This is a genomic window from Bacillus sp. S/N-304-OC-R1 (genome assembly GCF_019749375.1).
Lineage (GTDB): Bacteria > Bacillota > Bacilli > Bacillales > Cytobacillaceae > Cytobacillus.
Window position 1 is genome coordinate 111,710 of record NZ_JACWFE010000023.1, and the last position, 23,334, is coordinate 135,043.

Consider the following 23,334-nt stretch of genomic DNA (forward strand, 5'->3'; position numbering starts at 1 on the left):
TCCTTAATATTAATACCTATTTAATTGTAAAAACCTAATTTGCATCTTTTTTCAAATCTTCTATCTCTCTCAATTTTACCATTAATCCTATTCAAGTATCCTGCTCCACTACCTTAAAACATACTTTCACAATCTCGAAAAATAATTATATAGCCCTAAAGAAAAATATGCGCTGATCCTTTTTACAGAAAAGGGCACTTTCCTTGAAGGAATATTATTTAGGATAAGCTATCATTAATTTAGATCTTTGGAAGGTCTGAAGCCTATTAAAAAAACAGCCAAGGAACTTATTCCTCAGCTGTCTATTTTTAATCATTATATTCCATAGAAGTTCCATCATTGAAGATGATTTCCAACTCAAATTTAATATAGTTTGCCGGGAGGTCAAATGTCTTTAGAATTTGATCGATAGCATCCTTTTTATTCGTGTCTTTAGAAATAGTCAGTTTTTCTACTTTTGAATAAATTCTGTCGAATGCATCTTTACCCCGTAAGTGTACATTATTTAAATCATCATCAACTTGCCCTCCAATCAAACCTGAGTTGTCGTGATTAATCTCAACTTCATAGTCTTTCTGCTCCGCGTATGATACTTCTAAATCAAATTCACTAAAATTCAAACTTTTCATTTTTGACTTCATTTCATTTTGGTCCTGAGTATTTTGTAGATAAGAATTATTTATATTGGTTGCTTTACCATTATTATTATTATTATTATTATTATTCTGAGTAGCATTATTTTGATTTGTTTTATTATCGGTTTCATTTGTTTGCCCGCCACAAGCGATTAATAACGTAATACAAAATACAGATGAGAAGATAAATAAAATTCGTTTCATTTGTTGCCTCCATTCCAAGTACTATGTAATCTGAAAATAGACAGAAAAATAACTATCTAGTGAATAAAAATAAACTCATCCCCTCCGTCATCGTCTTTCCTTCTTTGCAAAATTAATTTACACATTAAGAGGATGTCCAAAATACTAGGAAAAAATGACTAACGAATCATTTCATCAACTTTTTTACTTCTCTTTTAGTTATCCATTCGTGTTTATCACAGAAATTAGCATTTACATGTAAAAAAGCACGCAATCCTTCTTACAGAAAATAATTTAATTGGCCCTAAAATAGAAAAAGAGCACCTCCCCTTTTTCAGGATAGTGCCCCTTTGCAAAAAATCACCAGCCACCCTTATCTACATTCCGCATTTCTCTTTTAACTCAATAATATTAATTACATTTTAGGAGCTGCCATACCTATCATAGCCCATTCCTCTTTTGATGGACCATAAAGACCCGGGATAGTTAAACCTGCTTGACGCATAAGAATGGTCATTTGTCCTCTATGGTGAATTTGATGTTGAATCATAAAAAATAAAAGTTCTGAATTTGACATTTTCTGACCAAAAAAATCCTTTATTTCGCCAAGACTACTATCAGTCCATTGATTTTTTACAGCTTGAAACAAAGCAGTTCTTGCTTTTTGATAGCTGTCAGAGATGAACTTTGCTGAGGTTGGGACAGGATAATCTTGATTAGGAGAGTCAAAGGTAAGGTCTGTTTGAGTTGCTATAACATTAATTGCTGTTACAGTATGCCAAGCTATTCTTCCTAATGTCCAATTTTCCGGTGTTACTTCTTGGGATAAGGATTCGTCTGTAAGTTGATTAAGAATTTTCTGAGTGGCATCCGCTTCAAAGTTCCATAATTTAAGGAAACCATCTAGTGTTTGAAACATAATCATCCTCCTCACTTAAATACTTTTAAAATATATTCTCCATTTTTCAAAAATTACCTGTTAAGTCAACAAAAACGTAATCTTCCGCTTACCCCATCATCCACCATTTTCTAAACATAAGTGTTTTCGAGTTCTTCCAATGAAAAAAGTTATAATTGATATCATTATCATTATTCCATATGACAATATATCCCAAGTATCAATAATTGGGTGATTAATAAACTTTGAGATCATTGCACTTACTATAATACCAACAGGAATCCCTAACATAATTGAAACAGAAACTGTAATCCATTTCCCAGTCTTCATTGTTAAAAATAAAAAATATATCATCCACATATAAAAAATACCAATTAGTGATATAGGAATTCCAATGGGTAGCATTAATTTTGTCCCACCTATTATATGATTTAGGATCAATAAAAATGGAATTATAAAAATGCTTAAAGAAACAAGAGCCTTTCTTACTTTATTCCTTTTAAACTGAAATAAAGGAATAATAATAAGCCATAAAAATAATATGCTTGTAATTGGATATAGAGACCAAGTTAGTTTACCTTTAACCGAAAGATTACAAATGATACAAATCAGTATACCTAGGAAACAAGTAAGAGAAATCACCGTTTTTATTATAAAGTTCACCGATGCTTTGTTGTTCATCAAAAACCCTCCATCACTATTTATAGCTTAATAATAATGAAAGCTAATAAAGGAAGGGAGGGTGATTTTTTCTCCCCTCCCTGTTCTTGATAAATACAAATGAGGAATTTGTCCCCCACACGCGATTGTTGAATTGATTACTTATATCATTTTCCTTCTAAGAAAAAGCCAGTATGATTGCTGGCATTTTCACTTTTACTTATTTAAAAAGGCTTTTCTAACGTGGAGAAAATCTATAATCGCTGCACAAATAACATAAGATTTCGTAGCATTGATGGAACAAGTAAATAACAGTATAAATAGAACAGAAAAGCTTGGGATTATATTTAAAGGAGAAGTTGTTCATTAGCCGCTAAAGCGAGTGTGTTAAATAAGCGAAGAAATTTCCCTTAAGTTAGAAAATAGTACCAAAAACAACTTAATAGACGGAAAGATTCCGACTATTTACTCGAAAAACGAGATAATGAGTAAGATTGCTTTGCTTAATCGGAAAAATTCCGCTTATATCCCCCGAACCGAGCTCTATCCTGCTGTATAGCCGGAAAATTTCCTCTTATTTTAATTATCTCTGGTTACTCAAAAAAGACATCGGTGTTAATCCAACGATGTTTAATCAATGTACTGCGGGAAGTAGAGGAAAGGTCGAGACCCCGCAGAAGGTACGGCGAGGAGGTTCGACTTCCTCCCCGCGGAAAGGAACGGTTCACTGTTTAGTTTTATACTTTCCCATTTAAAATGAATAACCAGTTATTTTCCATCCAATACTACCTATGTAAATGTTAAAAATATAAGAGAGGTAGAACATATATGGGAAATGTTATCTTCATTACAATAATAAAAGGTATTTGTTTGTACATATTAGCATTATTTTTATCCCGAAAAATAGGTACAAAACTTATATCAAAAATGACCTTTTTTGATTTTGTTATGAGTGTTTCAATGGGTTCAATAGTCGCAAATGCCATTATTGATAAGGAATTTGCAACACTATCCGCCACTACTGCCTTAATATTACTTGCCATTTTGACTATATTCACTGGTTACTTAAGTTTGAAAAATATCAGATTAAGGAAGTTATTTAATTCTGAACCGATTACTTTAGTTGAAAATGGAACTATTGTAGACGAAAATATGAAGAAAATAAAGTTGACCATAAGTGAATTAAAGATGAAATTAAGAGAAAAAAATGTCTTCAATGTAGCCGATGTGGAATTCGCCTTAATGGAAACAGATGGAAACGTATCTGTATTACCAAAATCAGACAAAAAACCACTTACCCCTTATCATATGAATATAAAAACAACAAGTTCAGGTATTGAAAAGGATATAATCATTGATGGAGCGATAATGGAGGAAAATTTAACAAGTGCTGGATTGGATAAAGTATGGCTAATATCTGAGCTTAATAAACAAAAAATCAAAGATTGTTCAGAGGTTTTTTATGCTGGATTAGACAATACTAAAAAACTATATGTATCTAAAAAACACAGTACCAGCAAAGAAACCCACGGGAAATATGGCATTGAATGATTCGTCTTAGCTTGATGGTCATGAAGAAAAAAATGAAATAACATATAAAGGAGGTGCCAAGTTAAATAGCCAAAAATGAAAACAGGCACTTATCCTTTTTGAAGGATAGCGCCCTTTAATGCATTAATTTATAAATATGATTTCAACTATAAAATCAATTATTTCTTCTTTCACAAAGCACCCTTGAGTTTAAGGTGAAATATTTAACAATTATCGTCTATACTTCAATTCGACAGATTAGCCACAGTAGTCTTCACTTCGTTAATTGCTTGCTTACTCCAGAACAATGTAATAACTATTCCCAGAGATAATATTATCGTCGCAAAGTAGTAAGGATAGTTAATATCTAAATCAAATAGTATTCCTCCTAGAATTGGACCACTAATGTTCGCTAAACTTGTAAACATAGAGTTCATTCCACCAACGAATCCTTGTTCGTTCCCAGCTATATTTGAGAGGTATGAAGTAACTGCTGGTCTGAATAAATCGAATCCTACAAAAACAATAAATGTAACAAGTAAAATAGAAAAATATGAATGAACAACAGTCATTAAATAGACAAGTAATCCTGATAATATTAAGCTATATCGAATCAGTTTAATTTCACCCCAAATTCTTGTAAGCCGATCAAACAATATGACTTGTGAAAAAGCACCAAAAATTGCACCGCCAGTAATAACAATAGCTATATCGGATGGTTTAAATTGAAATTTATGGTCCACAAATAAACTAAAGAACGATTCAAAAGCTGCTAAGCCAAATGAAGCAATAAAAATTAAAATAAACGCGACAAAATATTTCGGCTCAATCATGCGTCTGAAACCATCCCTACTTCCTGAGGTCTCTTCATAAATTTCTGTTTCACGATCTGGCTCAGATATAAATATAATCGTTAGTATTGCAGCTATTGTACCAAGTGCTCCTGCAAAGAAGAATGGTATACGTGTTCCAAATTCCGCTAAAAATCCACCGATACCTGGACCAATAATAAATCCTGTACTAATTGCAGCTGACATATAACCTAATGCTTTGGGGCGAGTTTCCAAATTTGTAATATCAGCGATAAAAGCAGTAACACCTGGCATAATAAACGCAGCACTTACTCCACCTAAAATACGAGAAATAAATAACATATCGATTTCTTTACCAAGTCCAAATAATACCTCTGATAAGCCGAAAATAAATAATCCTAATACAATCATAATTTTTCTACCCAATTTATCTACAGCTTTTCCTGCAAATGGCGAAACAATCAATTGTGCAATCGCGAAAGCAGCTGTTAGATAGCCTACCGTTTTTCCGTTTATCCCCAATTCATTCATCAGTGTAGGTAAGACTGGAATGATAAGACCAATTCCCAAAAAGGCTATAAATAAATTCAATAATAATAATCCTAAAGTCATTTTATAAGTCTTCATTTTATTTATTCTCCTTACAAAACTCAATTTATCAAAAACCGAACGTATTAATTTGATTTATTTACAGCTTTATCCTAGTGTATATAGTAACTATATAGTCAAGAGTGGTGATGTGAAAAATGAATAAAAAAAACATGAAATATTTAACCACAGGTGAATTTGCAAAGCTTTGCAAGGTTAACAAACAAACACTCTTTTACTACGATCAAATTGGTCTTCTGTCCCCAGTATATAAAAATGAAAAAGGCTATCGTTTTTATTCAATCAACCAAATAGATTTATTCTTTGTTATAGATTTATTAAAAGATCTGGGTATGTCGCTAAATGATATTCAACAATACACGCAAAATAAATCTCCTGAAAGTTTTTTAACTTTAATGTATCAAAAGAAAGAAGAGATTGCGAAAAAGCGGCAGGAAATTCAATTAAAGGAAAAACTTATCGAAACAAAAATAACATTAATGGAAGAGGCCTCTCAACTTGACTTTCATCAAGTTACGCTTAAACATCTGCCAGAAGCCACACTTTATCTAAGCAGAAACATTGAAAATATTAATGATGAGGAATTTTTAGAGGTGATTTCAGAATTTATTGGAGAATTGAACGAGTTTCAGCTCGATACTGGATATCCAATTGGAGGAATAACAAAACGGGAGCAAATTTTAAAAGGGGAATTCTCTAAATATAGTTATTTATACATTGAGCAGCCACATCCAAAAGAGGGATATCCGTATTTCCAGGCTGTAAAGGGTGATTTTCTCATTGGGTATCATATTGGGGATGATAAAACAATACATCATACATATAAGAGACTTTTTTCTGAAATGGATCGCTTAGATTTAACTTTAGGAGATTTTGTTTTTGAAGAGTATATTTATGATACTGTTGTAAAGAACAAAAAGGAACATTACGTTACAAAGATTATGGTAGAGGTAATAAATAATAAGAGATAATCATACTTAGTGCCGTGTCTAATATTTAAGTTAGCTAAGTTGGCGAATTTTGGATATTTTTCATGTTACAATAAAATAAATAATATTATGGATTTTTTATACCTTTCATTACGTAATGTAAATAATTAAGGAGTGATATTTTGTGAAAAAATTGATATTTATTTCAGTTCTCCTTTTATCACTTCTCTTTGGTTGCAAAGGCTATAAAGAAACAGCTTTTGACCCATCTAAATTAAATGTAATAAATACTGCTTGGGATGAACAGGGGAATGAAACATACATCCAATATGAAACACCAACTGTAAGTGATGGTATAGAAGCGCTGCCGTTTAAAATAAAATTACCCCAGACGCTACCTTTTGAAACCGATGGTTATAAACCTACTATTATAGATGATTTAGAAAATGACGGAGAAAAGTTATTGGTCACTTTTCGTGCTTATTCGAAAGAAGAGAATCCGGATCATCCGATAATTTTTAAAATAAGAGTATACAATTTCAATATGTTCCCACCCCAACCCAAATATTATGATGAAGTGAAATTAAAAAATGGTGTTATTGGTAAATACTCGTCAACAAATCTTTATTTTCAAATAGATAATATTGAATATCATATTCATATTTTTGGTTTGCCTGATGATGAGAATTCTCGAAAGGAGTTAATCAATATCGCAAATCAAATGATTTAAATTATACAATTTAAGAACCTAATAATTGAAATGGAACAATGACTGTGGAACTTTCCTCCTTCCTTTTTCTCGCAACAAAATAAAATAAGTTTTGAATTTTAATCGGAGTTCTGCTCAAATTGTCATTACAAACCCTAAATAGAATATATGTTCTATTTTTCTTGTACATCAAAGATCAAAAGACTATACTTAAATCATATACATATATTGGGGGGGTAAAGATAATAATGTCTGAAACTTTAAATTCTTCAATTGTACTAGTTGAGTACAACGATACATTCGATGAACAACTATCCAACTTCCACTTACCTAAAGAGCAACTTCAATTTACCAGCATGCCTTTGGAAAAAATCAACAATCCTAATGTTTCTAACAACGCTAAGCATGTTTTAATTCTTGAAAACGGTATTCCTGTAGGTTATTTTGCTTTAGAAGATGGCGATAAGCTTTTAAAGTACAGTAATAATATTAATGCTCGTTTGCTGACAGCGTTCTCAATTGATTCAAAAAATCAAGGAAAAGGATTAGCAAAGATCGGTCTTCAGCTATTACCTGAGTTCGTTAGAAATAATCTTCCTGGAACTGACGAAATTGTCCTCGGTGTCAATCAGAGAAATACGCCTGCTTATAATCTTTATTTAAAAACAGGGTTTGTAGACGAAAACGAATTTTATGAAGGCCCAAAAGGCCCTCAACATATTTTGCATATGAGAGTCTAATCAAGAGAGACTTTATGAGTCTACAAAGTTCATCAACATTTTGGCCCTTTTCATGAAGAAAGGCGCTTTCCTTTTTTAGAAAAGCGCCAGTTCGTTGAAGATCTCCCCGCTATTAAATTTCAATAAGTATTGGAACGATCATTGGATTTTTCTTAGTTTGTGTATAAACGTATTCTCGAATTGATTTTTTCAGTTGTTTTTTCATTGCATTCCTTGAGTTTCTATTGGCTTCTTGTAGCTCGTTAACCGTTTTTATAGTGAGTTCATTTACGTTTTTACGCAGCTCTGAAAAGTCTCGATGATCTGTAAATCCGCGAGAAATCGTTTCGGGTTCAGCCATCAGCTTTCTATCCGATTTGCTAATCGTTACAATAATCATGAACATTCCGTCCTCAGAAAGCTGTTTTCTGTCCCGTAATACATATTCCCCAATATTACCGACATCCCCGCCGTCTACGTATGTATTTCCAACTGGTACGGTCCGTGTTTGGCTCGCAATGCCACCTTCAATCTCGACCACATCGCCATTATTAATGATAAACGTGTTTCCTTCCTCTACTCCAACGGATTCAGCTAACAAACGGTGATGATGGAGCATTCTAAATTCACCGTGAATGGGAATAAAATATTTTGGTTTCATTAATGTAAGCATCAGTTTTAAATCTTCTTGATAACCATGGCCGGAAACATGCATGCCCGATGTACTTCCAGTTCCATAAATCACTTTAGCTCCAAGTGCAAATAAGTTATCTACGATACTCGTGACATTACGTTCATTCCCAGGTATGGGACCTGCCGCAAGGATAACCGTGTCTTCAGGAAAAATATCGACACCGCGAAAGTTTCCAGTGGAAAGGCGGGCAAGAGCAGCCAATGGTTCTCCTTGACTCCCCGTGCATAAAATAGCCACCTTTTCAGGAGCCAATTCATTGATCTCATGCGGGGCAATTAACATTCCATCAGGAACGGTTAAATAACCACGGTCCATCGCAACCTCTACAACATTAACCATACTTCGCCCAAGTAACGCAAGTTTTCGATTTGTTTTACGTGCTGCATTTACAACTTGTTGAACACGGCTAATATTTGAAGCAAAGGTAGAAACAATCACTTTGCGCTCGGCTTTCATGAAAGCTGCTTCCACATGGTCACCTACCATTTGTTCAGATGGGGTCAAACCGGGACGCTCAGCATTGGTACTCTCAGACAGCAGAAGTAAGACGCCTTCTTTGCCGATTTCAGCCATTTTATGAATATCCGCATGTTCATTATTCTCTGGGGTTAAATCGAACTTGAAGTCCCCCGTATGTACAATATTTCCTTCTGGTGTGTGAAAAACGATTCCTAAGCAATCCGGGATACTATGAATTACTTTGAAAAAGCTTACACTTAGTTCTCCGATTTTCAATTTTGAGTTTGGGTTGATTTCAACAAGTTCACTTTCTCTAAGAAGTTTATGTTCCTTTAATTTAATTTCAATTAAACCTAATGTGAAGCGCGTAGCATAAATAGGCACATTTAATTTTTTTAAGAAGAACGGGATCCCTCCGATATGATCTTCATGTCCATGAGTAACAATTAAAGCCCTAACTTTATCTTTATTCTCTACTAAATAGGCTATATCGGGAATAATCAAATCAATTCCTAATAAACTTTCATCTGGAAACTTATTTCCACAGTCGATAATCACGATATCGTTTGAATATTCGATTGCATACATATTTTTCCCGATTTCATTCAAGCCGCCCAAAGCGAAGATAGATAACGCATTTTCTTTTGTACTCAAATTTACACCCTCCCACTTTAAATATAACCTTATTATGCCCTTTAGGTTTTCCCTTTATCAGCGGGGAGAATGCCCGAGTTTCTTTTAAAAACTTTAAGCACATTCTTTAAAATATCTATGAAGTAAAATTTATATCTGCTCAGTGTTATACAATTAAATAGATATGAGCGCTTATCCTTGTACGAGGATAGCGCCCTATTGTTGAAAGATCATAAGTACATGTCTTTATGCCTTGTTAAACTATCGCCTCCGTTTGTAACATTAAGCTTTATGCGCTTATTACTTTTTGAAGGTCTTTTATTAACATATTATATACATCCTCTATTTTTAGGCTTTGAGGATTCTTTAGTTTAGCTGACGCAACCCATTCTTTAGCTATTTCAATTATTAAAGGATAATCCTCTGACATTAACTCATGCACAGGTTTCCCTTTTTCATAATTAATACTAAGATCAAAATAAACCGTTAGAAGAATGGATAACTGCTCTAAGTATTTTATTGGTCCCTCTATAACTATTGGTTTTTTATTGAGATACGGTGTAGTACCCCTTAAATTTGTACTGCCGCCATATTTATCTTTTGCGGCATACTTAAGATTACGGATTCCACTCATGTAAAAAGCACTAAAACAAAGGGGACAAGGTTCCAAAGTTGAATAAAGAACATACGAATTTACGTTTTTATGTATTCGATTATCTAATTTTAATAAAGCATTAACCTCCGCATGTGCTAATTCATTGTTGGATATTACCATATCAGATAATTGTCGAAATGTAGCACTTTTACCTGTTGAAATTAAATTACCCTTATCATCAATTACAATGGCTCCAACAGGTCGAGACCCTTCTTGAAAAGACTCCCATGCTGCTTGAAAACATTCTTTCCATTCGTTCGTAAATTCACTCCAATTTATTCTAATCACCCCAAAAAAATAAATATATATTTCCTCTATCACCATTATTCGTAGTAATTCGACAGAGCTCTACTTAATCCTTCTCATCATTTAACTAAACATACCCTTTACTTCTATTGAAAAAGCGATTTCTCGTTATTGAAGAATCGCCTCGTTACTTCAATAAGAATGGACAGATTTTAACACTCTGCCAATAAAATTAGCAGAGATAGGTTGTTGTTCCAATTCCCTCGACCAAACTGAGAGCTGACCAATGTGATGGATTTCGTGTGCAATAACATGGTGCAGTATTTCATCTACAGTGTATTTATCTTCATCCCAAGGAACACTTACAACCTCCTCTTTTAAATCATCTAAATTTGCTTTTAAAAATTCAGCTATTTCTTTTCGGAATGTATCAGAAAGATATTTAACTTTTTCAAGTGAATTATAATCAGCAAACCGTACTACCACATCTTCCTTTCCTTGAATACCACGAAGCCAACTATATTCCACATCAGCAATATGAAAAAGGGTATTGGTAGCCTTAGTTAAACTAATGGGGTTGAAGAAGGAAAAAATTGATGGTTGTAGAATTCAAATAGAAGCCTAAAATCAAAAGTACTTAAAGGGGAAGATTTGATGGGATTTAATTTTATCAAAGTTCAGGACGTGCTTGAAAATTACAAGTCTTCGATTTACGAAAAAGATGTTGAAAGATTCCTAACCATTTATGCCTCCGATATCCATATTTATGATTGCTGGAGTAACTGGGAGTGTAAGGGGATTTCTCATTTGAGGGCAAATGTGGAAGAGTGGTTTAATGGGTTGAAGGTTGATGGTGTTTTACTTAATGTTGATTTCAATGACTTAGTTGTTGAAGAAAACATGAATCTTGCATTTGTTTATTGTTCCGTTACTTTTGCTGCTCAAAATGTTGAATCAGGAGAAAAACTACGCCAAATGACAAATCGTTTCACGTTCGGTTTAAGAAAAGTAAATGATTCCTGGCTTATAACTCACGAACATTCATCATTACCAATAAATATGGAAACTGGAAAGGCTATATTTAATTTAAAGTAAGAAACATGAATAAAATAGTTTAAATATGGGGGCTGCCCATTGTTGGACAGCCCCCATTCAGCTAATTAAATTTCTAGTAAAACTCTTTATCATGTTACATCTTTGCTTTAGAGGAGGTATCTCCAATTTGAAGTAATATCAACCTTTGAAACCTATGAAAATACTGCGATTTTACGTGCTATCGATTCTGTTAAACGCGATGCTACTTTGGGAACAGCCCATTTAATAATTGGTGTTAACACCGCACCCGATAGTCCGCCTGCATGGACTTCCACCGTACAAGTCATAATTGTTTTACCATTAACATCTTCTGCAGTAAAGTGACCGCTTCCTGTAAAATTATCTGATAAACCTTTTAGTTCAAACTTAATATTTGAAGGTTCATTCCATTCGGTAATATCTACCTGCGCTTTTATTGTTTTTTTAATACCTTTCACATTACCTTCAAATGACCAAATAGATTGCTTGTCATTAATGATTTCATGTTCTTTATAGGCTGGTACTGTTGTTGCCCATTTTTCAAGATCACTGACATAATCCCAAACTGATTGTACATCTACTGGAATTTCTACTGTATGTGTTCCCGTTGCCATTATGATTCCCACTTTCACTATGTATGAATTGTAAATTTATTATTTCTACAAATAATAATTATTACATAAAAGAAATAAACTTACATCACTAATTATACATAGCTTTCTTCTAATAATTTTACTATTTTAAAAATCAAATCTTCTAAACCTCCAAAACCTGGCTCTATCTATATAAAAAGAGCGCATCTTCTATTCTCGAATTTAGCCCATAATAAAATATTATCTTAATCACATGATAACAAATTAATAATCTTCAATGCTCTCCTATTGGAAAAATAAAACCTTTATGAGAAACACTTCAAAAAATGGTATATTTGAATATGTGCGTATATTAATTAAGGAGTGTTTTTATGATTAAGAAAGCTACTAAAATATTAGGAGTTATGATCTTGTCTATTCTTATCATTGCAAGTATCATAATAGCCTTAAAAGTAGATTTTTCAAATCCAGCAGACTTAGAAAAATTTGTACAGAACAAAATGAATAAAACAAATGTACCTGGCGTTTCGATTGCTATTATAAAAGATAATAAAGTTGATAGATATATCAGTTATGGCTATGCGAATATTGCCGAAGGGAAAAAAGTCAATCAAGATACGGTATTTCAAATTGCCTCACTTTCAAAAGTAGTTACAGCTACCGCTATTATGCAATTGTATGAAAAGGAGAAATTAAATCTCGATGATGATATAAACAAGTATCTTCCATTTTCAGTTACGAATCCAAACTTTCCAAATGAACCCATTACAATAAAAATGCTACTCGACCATACTTCTGGAATCCAAGACAATTGGGATGTAATCGACAGTCTTTATACGATAGATAGTGGGGGCGGCGACTCCAAAATTTCGATTGGTGAATTTTCTAAAGAATATTTAGGGGTAAGTGGAAAGTGGTATTCCGCAGAAAAAAATTTCACAGAAAATAAACCTGGAGCAACGTTCGATTATAGTAATGTAGGATTCGGACTTTTGGGCTATATTGTAGAGCAAGTTAGCGATATGCCGTTCAATCAATATACAAAAAACAACATTTTTCTACCACTGGGAATGTCAGAGACAGAATGGCTGCACAAAGATGTGACAACCGAAAACTTCGCATCACCTTATGATAACCAAAAAGAGCTGCCTAGATATTCTTTCCCAACCTACCCTGATGGTACATTGAAAACAAACGTAGTAGATTTCAGCAAATTCTTAGTAAGCTTGTCGGATGAAAGCAAGACCATATTAAAACCAGAAACAATTAAAGAAATGCTAAGTCCCCAATCAAATGATGGAAACCAAACCTTAGGCTGGAGTTATTCATCTTTAGATGACATTTTCATGAAAAAATTAAATAACGGAAGTATCGTTGGCCATACAGGCTCAGATCCTGGTGAGTTTTCAATAGGACTCTATAATCCGGAAAAAAAGAACGGTTTGGTCATATTTATGAACCAACAAATGGGATTAAAATTACAAACGATAAATATATATTATATGATCAAGAGAATTGTAGAAGAAGCTGATTTATAAAATAAATTAAGTTAAATAATATTTCATTTATGATAAACTCCAAAGAGCCGATTCAAGAAATAATCTTGAATCGGTTTAGTTTTCATGAAAAAAAAGACGCATTCGTTAATTTAACTTTACATTTTATTTGGTGCAGAAATACCTAATAAACTTAGAGCATCTTTTAATACAATGGCTACGCAAAAAGCGAATGAGAGCTTCATTTGTTTCCACTCATCATTGACTAAAATTTTTGTATGTGCATAATACTTATTAAATGCACGCGCCAACAGCAAGCTGTATTTCGCGATTTGTGATGGATCGGCTTGTTCATATGATTTCTGAACAATGACTGGGTACTGTTCAAGCAGCTGAATTACTGGCCACGCATATTCACCTAAATTCTCAAATTGAAGTTTCTTCTCTATAAATTCACCTTTTTCAAGTAGCGATGATATTCGCACAAATGTGTACTGCACATATGGACCTGTTTCTCCCTCAAAGTTCATCATTTGTTCTAAAGAAAATTCAATATCATTTAATCGATCATTTTTTAAATCATTAAAAATGACTGCTCCAACTCCGACCAGTTTCGCAACCAATTCTTTCTGTTCAAGTGCTGGATTTTTTTCTTCAATATTACGCTTTGCTGTTTGAATTGCTTCTGCTAATACATCTGCAAGCAGCACGACTTTTCCTTTACGTGTCGACATTTTCCTACCGTCTTTTAACATCATGCCAAATGGAACGTGATGTAAGTCTTTTGACCAATCATATCCCATTTTTTCAATGACTTTAAACAGTTGTTTGAAGTGAAGTGATTGCTCATTTCCTACAACGTAATATATTTTTTTCGCATTATACTGTTTTTTACGATACATTGCTGCAGCTAAATCACGTGTGGCATAAAGAGTTGCCCCGTCCGTTTTCGTAATGAGACAAGGAGGCAAATCTTCTAACTCCACAACATAGGCACCATCTGATAAAGTGAGTAAGCCTTTTTCTTTTAGCTCCTCAATAACAACGTCCATTTTGTCATTATAAAACGCTTCGCCAGAGTAGGAATCAAAACAAATACCTAATAAGTTATAAATGGAATTAAATTCCTTTAGTGACGCATCTCGGAACCATCTCCAAAGTGTAAGAGATTCTTCGTCTCCATCTTCAAGCGATTTAAAGCTAGCACGTGCTTGTTCGTTTAAAGACTCATTTGTTTCAGCCATTTCATGAAACTTCACATAGATTTTTAATAACTCTTGAATTGGCGAAGCTTCGATTGCCTCTTTGTCTCCCCAAAGCTTATATGCGACAATCAATTTACCAAATTGAGTGCCCCAATCCCCTAGATGATTAATACGTACTGCATTGTATCCATTTTTTTGGGCAGTATTTGCTAATGCATTCCCAATAACTGTTGAACGTAAGTGCCCCATAGAAAATGGCTTTGCAATATTCGGAGATGAATAGTCGATGACAACATTCTCTTTTACGGGCTGCTTCGAACCATATTTATCCTTTTCAGATAAAATGGTTTGCAATACACTTTCGGTCACCATTTGTTGATTGATGAAAATATTAACATAAGCTCCCACTACGTTTACTTTTTGGATCCACTCACTTTTTAATTGGATGGATATTTCAGACGCAATCAATTGAGGTGATTTTTTTAGCTTTTTAGCTAGCGTAAAGCAAGGAAACGCTACATCACCTAAATCTATGTTTTTTGGCTTTTCAAGTAATTTTTCGATTTCACTTGCAGATAGTTCATTATTTAAAGCAATTGAAATCAAGGCTGCGATTGATTTATTTATCATCACTTTTCCCTCCAAAATAAAAAGCTCCCGTCTCTAAATAAGAGACGAGAGCATAGATTCCCGTGGTACCACTCTGGTTGCCACAAATTGTAGCCACTTTCTATTGTTAACGAGGTGACTCCCCGATGTTCTCTACTAAATGCTTCAAGAAATTTCTCAGAAGTGCGTTTCATTCATTCTTCCTGCATTAGGCTCACACCAACCCTAACTCGCTTTCCATTTCAAATGAACTACTCTCTTCATCATTGAATTTCCAATATTGTAATTTTATTCATAGTACACAATTTAAATATACGTGTCAACATTATATAGTAGCCTATCCTTTTTATTAAACTACATACAAAGAGTTAATTTAGTGCTTCACATCTATAAGTAATTTTATCTCTTTTATTTGTTCTATATGTCGCTGTTCATGTAAATATATCTGTTCGATCCATTGATCAAGAGGTAATTCACCTAAGGCAGGGTGCTTCACTGATTTTTCTTCCAATATGGCTTTATCTTCTATAGTACTAAGAAAAGCCATCAATTTATTCCTCGATTCGTTTAACAAATCAATAATTTGCGGAACTTCAAATAATTTTTCATCTGGTTCAACGATTTTAGGAGCTTTAATCTTTTTTGTTCTATCCAATATTAAGTGAATATTTTTACGTTCTTTGCTAGTACGATCATTGTCTTTTAATCCCCATGCAATAGCCTTTATAGATGCCTCTTCCACTAAAACTAGATGATGGCAAACTTGTGCTATACTCCACATATTCATATCAGGCTTACGATTAAGTTCAGTATCACTTAATAAAGTAATTTCCTTTACTAAATTATTTCTCGTTTCATACAGATTATCATTTACTAATTTATTCATGAAATTTCCCCCTTTATCAGATAGTGCTTACGTACATCCTTGAAATTTCTTCATTGTTCATTTGAACTCCTCATCTAAAATAGCGTAATAATATTCATCCCACCATTCATTACCTTTTGGAATACATTTTTTAAAAAAGCCTTCCCTTCTCATTCCAATCTTCTCCATAACTCGGTATGATGGAATATTCTCTGGCTGACACGTAGCTATAATCCTATGTAAGTTCATTTCTTTAAAACCATATTTCAAAATGGCTTTTGCTGCTTCAGAAGCATACCCTCTGTTCTGATACTTCGGATTAAAAACCCATCCAATCTCATAAGTATGCTCACCAAAATACTTATAAAAAACAATGTGCCCTATAAGAATATCTTCATCTATTAATACTACAGGGAATTTTTCAGCGTTATCACCTTTGTTTTTATTTACAAATTCTTTTGCATCTTCTTCAGTAAAAACCTCTTCAGGTATATACTTCATAACATTAATATCTGACGTATACTCATATACAGCTTGCCAATCCTTGAATTCAAATTCTCGTATCAATAACCTTTTTGTTTTAATGTGCATTAAACAAAACCCCCATCAAAAATACTTCCCTTATATATTTGATTTAAAGTTAACAATAACCTCTACAAAAACAAATTTCTGATCAATAATCGCCGAATATTTTAGGAGGACATTTCTTATTCTCATTTTCTCCATACATAGGTTTGGATCTATTTCAAACTTTGTTCCATCTCAATGAAATCTGGATTTTCCATGAGTTCTGGACCAGCAAATCCTAGGTATAAATAAAGATCTCGGTTCGGAACGTTCGTTGTTGCCTTTAAAATTTGATTCGTCTCCTTCGAGTAAATAAAACGGTCATCATCTGGATTTTTTAATGAATGTGAAGATGGGAATTTAAATCCTTCATAATCAGCAAATAAATGGTAAAAGTACTTTTTGTCTACTTTCATTAATACTATTTGGAATAATTTATCTTCTCTTAAATAATACCTCGCAACCCCATCATAATCCATGACAAAGTCCGCTCCGCTGCCATCCTCTTGCTCTATAGAATATTTTTCTCCTAAAAGCTCTATTACACTTTCTTGTGAGTCGCCTAAAGCAATTCCATGAATATATAAATTACCTTGCTTTAAAAAGAATGTGGTTTTTTTCAAAATTGAATGCATTTCTATTTGAGATTGTTGTTCTGTTGCAGTAATTTGTTCATTTTCAATCAATATTTTATATAGGACTAAAAACATTATGCTTATTGCCAAAACAAGGGTTAACACGACATAACTCCGTTTATGTTTAGGTGTCTTTGATGTGTGTGTAAGCTCATGCATGACATTGTTCATAACACGCTTTTTACTTTCAATTAATTTTCTCACTTCTCTATAAAAATACTTATTCATTTAAAAACACCTCCCATTGTATCCCACTCAATTGATCTCTTAATAGTTCCCTTCCACGGATAAATACTTCCAGTACAATGTCCTCCGCAGTGTGGAGATCCTTCACATAACCATAAGCTATGCGAATCAGGAGTTCTGTATATAGAAACTATTTCTTTTATGTTACGAATAGTAATTAATACGACACCTCTTTCTGATTCTCAAACCATTATAATTTGAATATATCAAAAATTTTAAATAAAATGATTGTTAATTACAGATTAATTAAATTGAAGCAAATCACTTATTAATAAACCCGTAACGAAGGAGAAGTAATAAATGGAATACTATAAATATCTGAGACAGTTTGTAGGGCATAGACCCATTATTTTACCTGGTTCTGTTGTTATCATTTTAAATGAACAAAATGAAGTGTTATTGCAAAAAAGACACGATGGATATTGGGGATTACCAGGAGGCTTAATGGATATAGGAGAAAGTTTTGAGGAAGTAGCAAAAAGAGAGGTTTTTGAAGAAACTGGATTAGTAGTTGAAAACTTAAAATTACTTAATGTATTCTCCGGTTCCGAATATTACTTAAAAGTCCCAAATGGAGACGAATTATATTCAGGAACAGCTGTCTATTTTACCAGGGACGTAAGTGGAGAAATGGTGATTGATTATAGCGACTCAGAAAAAATGCAGTATTTTTCAATGAATAATTTACCCAATGAATTAACTGATAAGTATAGAGGGTTTATAAAACAATATATAAAAAAATATACTTAAATAACTAGGCTTTAGTTTGATAATAAAACAGCTACAAATGTTAAAGTTGAACTTATGTACTTTTACATAATTGACCTTTGGTTTTATGATCAATCTTTTTTAAAAAAACTACTCAAGTAAAGCCATCTTCATAGGAAAATGGCTTTTAATTATCCTCTATTAAACTCAGTTAGTTTTTACTGCCCTCGAGGTATCATTTTTCTTTAACTTCTTTATTTTACTATCTATCTTTAACAAACTCACCACTACAGACAATTCTTATATATCTTTTGATCTCTGTAGACTTTCTAATAAGGACATTCCTATTTTTTCATCAGCATTTCCACCTAATCTATAATTGGCCAGAACTACGGAGGCAACTTTCTTTTCTTTATCAATCCCTAAAAATGAACTAAAGCACCCTGTTCCACCGCCATGAAAAATAACATGATTGTTTTTCTTTAAAAGCTGCCATCCAAGACCCATATCATGCTTTTTATCTCCATTTCCATGTTTTTTATGACAAAGAGACAAATATGGTTTATCTTCGTCCATATTTATTTTTGCATATTTTAGTAAATCATCAGCAGTTGAACTGATTGCCCCTGCGGGTGATAAAAGATTGTCTTTGTCCCATTTCCAATTTCCGCAATCATTATTTTTTCTGTCATAGCCAGGTAAATTATTATTTGATGTTCCTAAATAGGTATCTTTTAATCCCAATTCATTTTGCAGAAACTCATTCATCGTATCCCAATATCCCCTGCCTGAAACACTACCTAATACATCTCCAATAAGGGACATACCGAAATTTGAATATTTCCATGAGTAATCCTTATCTTTCACTTTACTTTTTTCAATCAGCATTTTCATTTTGTTTAAGTCCATTTGTAACGGATTAGTTTTACTTAAATCACCACCGCCTATCATCAAGCCTAAAATGATGCTTAAATATTCCCTATTATTCAACGGCAATGTTTGAGAATATCCGGAAGAATGAGTAGCAAGACGGAGTAATGTGGGGTAATACTCATCTTTCTTAAGTCCTTCTACATATTTTTGTATGGAATCGTTTAATGAGACCTTGTTTTCGGATACATATTTTGATAGCAAAGATGAGGTAAAAGTCTTTGTAATAGACCCAATTTCATAATGATATGTTTGGGATGAATGGAGTTCACCATTTTCATTATAAATTTTTATGACAGAATTATTGTCTATTAAATAGCCAACAGTTAATTTTAAATGTTTTTTTCCTCTACAGGCATTTTTAATTAATTGTAATGTTTCATCGCTGATTTCAAACATAATGTTTGCTCTCCCTTATCCTTCAATTAAAAATATTTCAAAGGATTGACATATATTTTATTAGACTATCCGATTTCATTTATTAATGGCTTGAGTTCTTCGTCTCTCAAACTCCTTCATTACTCTCAATTCTATTTCACTTGTATCCTCATCCATTTTTAAGTTACCTTCTTCTTCAAATCCATCTTGTTCTTCACCGTCGAAACTATAAAGTTTCTTTAGAAGATCCCACATTATTTCTAATTCTTTAGTTGATAACTTTTTAAACAGATCTTCTAAAAGGAAGATCCCCTTTTCTGTAACAACAAGCATTACCTTTTTTCCGATATCAGTAATTTTCACATTAATGGCACGTTTATCTTTCTTACTAGGAACTACGTTAACGTATTCCTTATTTTCTAAAATTGTTATGATCTGTTTTACACTCTGTTTTGTAATACCTAATTTTCTAGCAATATTATTTAACGTCGTTTCATCTTCAGGTAAGTGCGCAATTGCCACCATTGCCATGTACTGTCTTGATGTTAATGGTTCAAGGAATTTATCACCTTTTACCTGAATTTTATTTGCAAGTGAAAATAAAGTGGCGTAAGTTTGCTGCATTAAAAAAAGCTCTCTATAGATATCCATTTCTGCCCTCCACTTTAGACATTATACTGTCTAAATAAGATTATCATATTTTGGATTTTAGTCAATATACTGTCTATTTTTTTCGTAAAAAAACGGTTCATTTGTCCCTTAAAAATAAATTAAGAAGTAATTCCTGCTGCAGAATTACTCCTTTACATTTAATAATCAAGCTATGGAAATGAACTTAAAATCATTCAATTTCGCTATAACTAAACGTTATTTTTCAGCAGAAAAATTACTTCTTAAATAGAAAACCTTCAATTTTTTCATCGCCAGTTAACATATCTTTAATTTTTAATTGATTATTTCTTACTTCTTCCTCTCCAATTATGATAACGTTACGTACTTTCTCTTTATTTGCTTTATCTAAGGCTTTACCTAACTTCTTGTTCCCCATTTCCAATTCCACCGTATACCCTTGTTCTCTTAAATAACATGCTGCTAATAATGATTCCTTTTGAGTATTAATTGGTATAATGTAAAAATCGACATTCGATTTTTCTAGTGTGTTACCCTTCGATAATTGTATAGCAGTATAAATGACATCTAAACCAAATGATATCCCCACTGTCGAGAATTTCTCATTTGTACCCATGAGTCCACCAATTGCATTGTCGTATCTTCCACCACTGCCAATGCTTGACTTGATGATTTTGTCTGTTAAAAAAACTTCATAAATAGTGCCAGTATAAATCTCTAGCCCTCTTGCTAAGAATGGATTAAATACACATTGGCCATTCACACCTAGGAAAGCTAAATAAGTTTCCAGTTCTTTCAATTCTTCCAATCCTTGTTGGACTTGTTTATTTTGTTTTGCAAAAGGCTCAAAATAACTATAATTGTTATTATTTTTATCGTTCAAAAACTGTTTAATGGATTGGATACTGGAAGCTGAAAGACCTTGTTCATTCAGCTCCGATGTTACCGCTTCTAATCCTACTTTTTCAAGTTTATCGAGAATTAAAACAACTTTATTTATTTTGTCATCCTCTGTATTAAACACTTCTAACATACCCATTAATAATTTCCGATTGTTATATTGAATCATTACCTTTAATCCAAGTTTACGGAATATATCTAATGCCATCATCATTAATTCTGCTTCAGCAATTTGTGATTTCACTCCCGCAATATCCACATCGCATTGAGTAAATTCACGAAAACGTCCTGCCTTGATTGGACCATCTCTGAATACTTTACCGATTTCATATCTCTTAAACGGCATTCTCAATGTTGGATTCATAGCAACAACTTTTGCAAAAGGAATAGTAAGGTCATATCGTAAAGCTAGATCCCTTTCACCTCTATCCGTTAATGTGTACATTTCTTCTAAAATTTCAGCACCTCCTCCATATTTTGAAGCAAGCAATTCAGTGTAATTTAAAATAGGGGTTTCCAAGGGGTTATACCCGTATTGGATAAAAACATCTTCTAAAGTTCTTCTAATATTTCTTCGAACTATTTCTTCATTTGGTAAATAATCTTGTGTACCCTTCACGTTTTGATAATCCATTTTCTTCATATACCTTTACCTCCAATTTTTTTTATACATAAAAAAACCGCACCTGATTAAAGTGTTGAACTTAATCAAATACGGTTTCATGATAAATAGCCTTCCTAATTGACGATTTTTAAAATCGAATAGCAAGGCTACATGATGTGATGATGTAATTGTGAGAACGAAATAATAATTTCAAAAGGACGCATTCTACCCACCTCTAATTTCCATTAATATACTATACGGTAAAGCAATTTTCAATATAATAATCCAGTTCTTCCGAATTGAAGTATTCACCAATTTGGTTCTCTCGTGAAAAAAGAACACTAGTCCTTATTTTTCGGATAGGCGCCCTTTAGTTGAGGATCAGTAATCATTCTTGGAACCCTCACTTTGGAATTGAATATTCAATTTTACAGATCCATTTATAATAAAATAAGATAATAAGCAGCAAAAAAGGATTGACGACTGCGGAATACCACAATTTCCACCAGCCGTGGTTAAAGTACCCCCATGGTTCTGGTAACATTGTGACGGCTTCATAAAGGGTAATCGCGATTACCCAATAGAACATATAAAGAATGCGCTTATAAAGGGATCGTTCAAAAGGATACCAATTTAAAAAGATTATATTCACAGGGGGAATTAATAAGATTAATGCAGGAATCGACTTGAGATCAATTTCCTTTTCAAAGTACCAATAGCCATGATACTTTCCATCAATATATGTATCCGTTATTACTTGTAAGGCTACAGTAAATGTCCAAATATGTACCAGTTGATTCTTATTCAAAAGTTTATTTGTCACAAATGCTATTAGGTTAAAAAGGATAACTGCAAAAATAAGCCCAATCATCACATAATTCCTCTTTTTAACATAGCTTTTCTATTCATCCTTACAAATATTCAGCCACACTGGCCCAATAATGATAATGAGCGCTTATCCTTAATTTTCAAGGATAGCGCCCGTTAGCAAATTTGACTTAAATAATGTCATTACTGTTAATTAGTTTGTTCAGGAAACTCAAATACTTGCCGCAGCTCAATTTGACCTTCACCATGTCCTTGTGGATCCGGCATCCGCATGGCCCACTCGATGGCTTCTTCCCTCGACTTCACATCAATTAGAATGAACCCGGCAATCAATTCATTCGTTTCCGTAAATGGGCCATCCGTGACCACCGGCTTTTCCCCTTGTTTCGGGTACGAAAGGCGAATCCCATTTGAACTTGGATGAAGTCCTTTAGCCATAATTCGCACGCCTGCCTTCTCTAATTCCTCATTGTACTTCGTCATGGCTTCCCTAAGCTCCAGGCTTGGAAGATTTCCGGCTTCCGCATTCTTCGAGGCTTTGACAATGATCATGAATAGCATAATAATTTCCCCCTTCTTTTTTAGAGGCAAATCAAATCCCCTAATTGAACTAATTATAAATACATTGAACCGGTATCCTCAAGATTTTCTGCATAGAGGATGTCTGCCCCAATTTCAATCCATCCATAATACTT

General features: G+C 33.2%; 23 protein-coding genes, 1 pseudogene and 1 other annotated feature. Of the genes and pseudogenes, 7 read left to right on the forward strand and 17 right to left on the reverse strand.

Annotated elements, in window-relative coordinates; translation table 11 throughout:
• Positions 1 to 308: 308 nt before the first annotated feature.
• The 3 genes from H0173_RS18055 to H0173_RS18065 form a co-directional block, all read right to left on the reverse strand.
• Positions 309 to 839, reverse strand: coding sequence for a YusW family protein (locus H0173_RS18055; protein WP_221847964.1), 531 nt, complete (start codon positions 837 to 839; stop codon positions 309 to 311).
• A gap of 394 nt (positions 840 to 1,233) precedes the next feature.
• Positions 1,234 to 1,737: a DinB family protein gene (locus H0173_RS18060; protein ID WP_221847966.1), complete on the reverse strand. Its 504-nt coding sequence runs from the start codon at positions 1,735 to 1,737 to the stop codon at positions 1,234 to 1,236.
• 96 nt (positions 1,738 to 1,833) lie between these two features.
• Positions 1,834 to 2,397 carry a hypothetical protein gene (locus H0173_RS18065; protein ID WP_221847968.1) on the reverse strand — a complete coding sequence of 188 codons (564 nt, stop codon included), beginning with the start codon at positions 2,395 to 2,397 and terminating at the stop codon, positions 1,834 to 1,836.
• An 807-nt stretch (positions 2,398 to 3,204) separates the two neighbouring features.
• Here H0173_RS18065 and H0173_RS18070 point away from each other — a divergent pair.
• The gene (locus tag H0173_RS18070) at positions 3,205 to 3,927 is read left to right on the forward strand and encodes a DUF421 domain-containing protein (RefSeq protein ID WP_221847970.1); all 723 of its coding nucleotides are present in this window, start codon (positions 3,205 to 3,207) and stop codon (positions 3,925 to 3,927) included.
• Positions 3,928 to 4,151: 224 nt separating this feature from the next.
• On the opposite strand, the gene norA is transcribed toward H0173_RS18070, so the two are convergent.
• Positions 4,152 to 5,345 (reverse strand): multidrug efflux MFS transporter NorA, encoded by a 1,194-nt coding sequence (gene norA, locus H0173_RS18075; protein ID WP_221847972.1) that lies wholly within the window; start codon positions 5,343 to 5,345, stop codon positions 4,152 to 4,154.
• Positions 5,346 to 5,464: 119 nt separating this feature from the next.
• Here norA and H0173_RS18080 point away from each other — a divergent pair, with 119 nt between their 5' ends.
• The 3 genes from H0173_RS18080 to H0173_RS18090 all read left to right on the forward strand — a co-directional run bounded on the left by H0173_RS18080 (position 5,465) and on the right by H0173_RS18090 (position 7,705).
• Entirely contained in the window at positions 5,465 to 6,298 is an 834-nt protein-coding gene (locus H0173_RS18080) for a MerR family transcriptional regulator (RefSeq protein ID WP_221847974.1), read from the forward strand.
• Between the two features lie 142 nt (positions 6,299 to 6,440).
• Complete coding sequence (locus H0173_RS18085; protein WP_221847976.1) at positions 6,441 to 6,986, forward strand: hypothetical protein; 546 nt, start codon at positions 6,441 to 6,443, stop codon at positions 6,984 to 6,986.
• Between the two features lie 227 nt (positions 6,987 to 7,213).
• Positions 7,214 to 7,705, forward strand: a complete 492-nt coding sequence (locus H0173_RS18090) for a GNAT family N-acetyltransferase (protein WP_221847978.1) — start codon at positions 7,214 to 7,216, stop codon at positions 7,703 to 7,705.
• 112 nt (positions 7,706 to 7,817) lie between these two features.
• On the opposite strand, the gene H0173_RS18095 is transcribed toward H0173_RS18090, so the two are convergent.
• From H0173_RS18095 to H0173_RS18105, 3 genes and pseudogenes are all read right to left on the reverse strand, one after another.
• Positions 7,818 to 9,491, reverse strand: coding sequence for a ribonuclease J (locus tag H0173_RS18095; RefSeq protein WP_221847980.1), 1,674 nt, complete (start codon positions 9,489 to 9,491; stop codon positions 7,818 to 7,820).
• Between the two features lie 268 nt (positions 9,492 to 9,759).
• On the reverse strand, positions 9,760 to 10,449 hold the full coding sequence (locus H0173_RS18100; protein ID WP_221847982.1) for a nucleoside deaminase: 690 nt from the start codon (positions 10,447 to 10,449) through the stop codon (positions 9,760 to 9,762).
• A gap of 114 nt (positions 10,450 to 10,563) precedes the next feature.
• Positions 10,564 to 10,920: pseudogene (locus tag H0173_RS18105) on the reverse strand (DinB family protein); the annotation flags it as partial.
• A gap of 105 nt (positions 10,921 to 11,025) precedes the next feature.
• Between H0173_RS18105 and H0173_RS18110 the strand changes: the two are divergent.
• Complete coding sequence (locus H0173_RS18110; protein ID WP_221847984.1) at positions 11,026 to 11,466, forward strand: YybH family protein; 441 nt, start codon at positions 11,026 to 11,028, stop codon at positions 11,464 to 11,466.
• Positions 11,467 to 11,618: 152 nt separating this feature from the next.
• On the opposite strand, the gene H0173_RS18115 is transcribed toward H0173_RS18110, so the two are convergent.
• Positions 11,619 to 12,059 carry an SRPBCC family protein gene (locus H0173_RS18115; RefSeq protein WP_221847986.1) on the reverse strand — a complete coding sequence of 147 codons (441 nt, stop codon included), beginning with the start codon at positions 12,057 to 12,059 and terminating at the stop codon, positions 11,619 to 11,621.
• A 350-nt stretch (positions 12,060 to 12,409) separates the two neighbouring features.
• Between H0173_RS18115 and H0173_RS18120 the strand changes: the two genes are divergently transcribed.
• Positions 12,410 to 13,576 (forward strand): serine hydrolase domain-containing protein, encoded by a 1,167-nt coding sequence (locus tag H0173_RS18120; protein ID WP_221847988.1) that lies wholly within the window; start codon positions 12,410 to 12,412, stop codon positions 13,574 to 13,576.
• 116 nt (positions 13,577 to 13,692) lie between these two features.
• Here H0173_RS18120 and argS read toward each other — a convergent pair whose 3' ends face one another.
• From argS to H0173_RS18140, 4 genes are all read right to left on the reverse strand, one after another.
• Positions 13,693 to 15,369: an arginine--tRNA ligase gene (gene argS / locus H0173_RS18125; RefSeq protein ID WP_221847990.1), complete on the reverse strand. Its 1,677-nt coding sequence runs from the start codon at positions 15,367 to 15,369 to the stop codon at positions 13,693 to 13,695.
• A 37-nt stretch (positions 15,370 to 15,406) separates the two neighbouring features.
• Positions 15,407 to 15,624, reverse strand: a binding site (T-box leader).
• A gap of 97 nt (positions 15,625 to 15,721) precedes the next feature.
• Positions 15,722 to 16,234, reverse strand: a complete 513-nt coding sequence (locus tag H0173_RS18130; RefSeq protein WP_221847992.1) for a DinB family protein — start codon at positions 16,232 to 16,234, stop codon at positions 15,722 to 15,724.
• Positions 16,235 to 16,291: 57 nt separating this feature from the next.
• The gene (locus H0173_RS18135; protein WP_221847994.1) at positions 16,292 to 16,804 is read right to left on the reverse strand and encodes a GNAT family N-acetyltransferase; all 513 of its coding nucleotides are present in this window, start codon (positions 16,802 to 16,804) and stop codon (positions 16,292 to 16,294) included.
• A 149-nt stretch (positions 16,805 to 16,953) separates the two neighbouring features.
• Positions 16,954 to 17,643, reverse strand: a complete 690-nt coding sequence (locus H0173_RS18140) for a hypothetical protein (protein ID WP_221847996.1) — start codon at positions 17,641 to 17,643, stop codon at positions 16,954 to 16,956.
• A gap of 318 nt (positions 17,644 to 17,961) precedes the next feature.
• On the opposite strand from H0173_RS18140, the gene H0173_RS18145 reads away from it, so the two are divergent.
• On the forward strand, positions 17,962 to 18,411 hold the full coding sequence (locus H0173_RS18145) for an NUDIX hydrolase (protein WP_221847998.1): 450 nt from the start codon (positions 17,962 to 17,964) through the stop codon (positions 18,409 to 18,411).
• 258 nt (positions 18,412 to 18,669) lie between these two features.
• Here the strand turns inward: H0173_RS18145 and H0173_RS18150 are convergent, their stop codons facing one another.
• From H0173_RS18150 to H0173_RS18170, 5 genes are all read right to left on the reverse strand, one after another.
• Positions 18,670 to 19,698: a serine hydrolase domain-containing protein gene (locus H0173_RS18150; RefSeq protein WP_221848000.1), complete on the reverse strand. Its 1,029-nt coding sequence runs from the start codon at positions 19,696 to 19,698 to the stop codon at positions 18,670 to 18,672.
• A 75-nt stretch (positions 19,699 to 19,773) separates the two neighbouring features.
• The gene (locus tag H0173_RS18155; RefSeq protein ID WP_221848001.1) at positions 19,774 to 20,328 is read right to left on the reverse strand and encodes a MarR family winged helix-turn-helix transcriptional regulator; all 555 of its coding nucleotides are present in this window, start codon (positions 20,326 to 20,328) and stop codon (positions 19,774 to 19,776) included.
• Between the two features lie 235 nt (positions 20,329 to 20,563).
• Positions 20,564 to 21,850 carry a histidine--tRNA ligase gene (locus H0173_RS18160; protein ID WP_313770668.1) on the reverse strand — a complete coding sequence of 429 codons (1,287 nt, stop codon included), beginning with the start codon at positions 21,848 to 21,850 and terminating at the stop codon, positions 20,564 to 20,566.
• A 364-nt stretch (positions 21,851 to 22,214) separates the two neighbouring features.
• Positions 22,215 to 22,682, reverse strand: coding sequence for a hypothetical protein (locus tag H0173_RS18165; RefSeq protein WP_221848003.1), 468 nt, complete (start codon positions 22,680 to 22,682; stop codon positions 22,215 to 22,217).
• Positions 22,683 to 22,828: 146 nt separating this feature from the next.
• Positions 22,829 to 23,200 (reverse strand): YciI family protein, encoded by a 372-nt coding sequence (locus tag H0173_RS18170; protein WP_221848005.1) that lies wholly within the window; start codon positions 23,198 to 23,200, stop codon positions 22,829 to 22,831.
• Between the last annotated feature and the right edge of the window lie 134 nt (positions 23,201 to 23,334).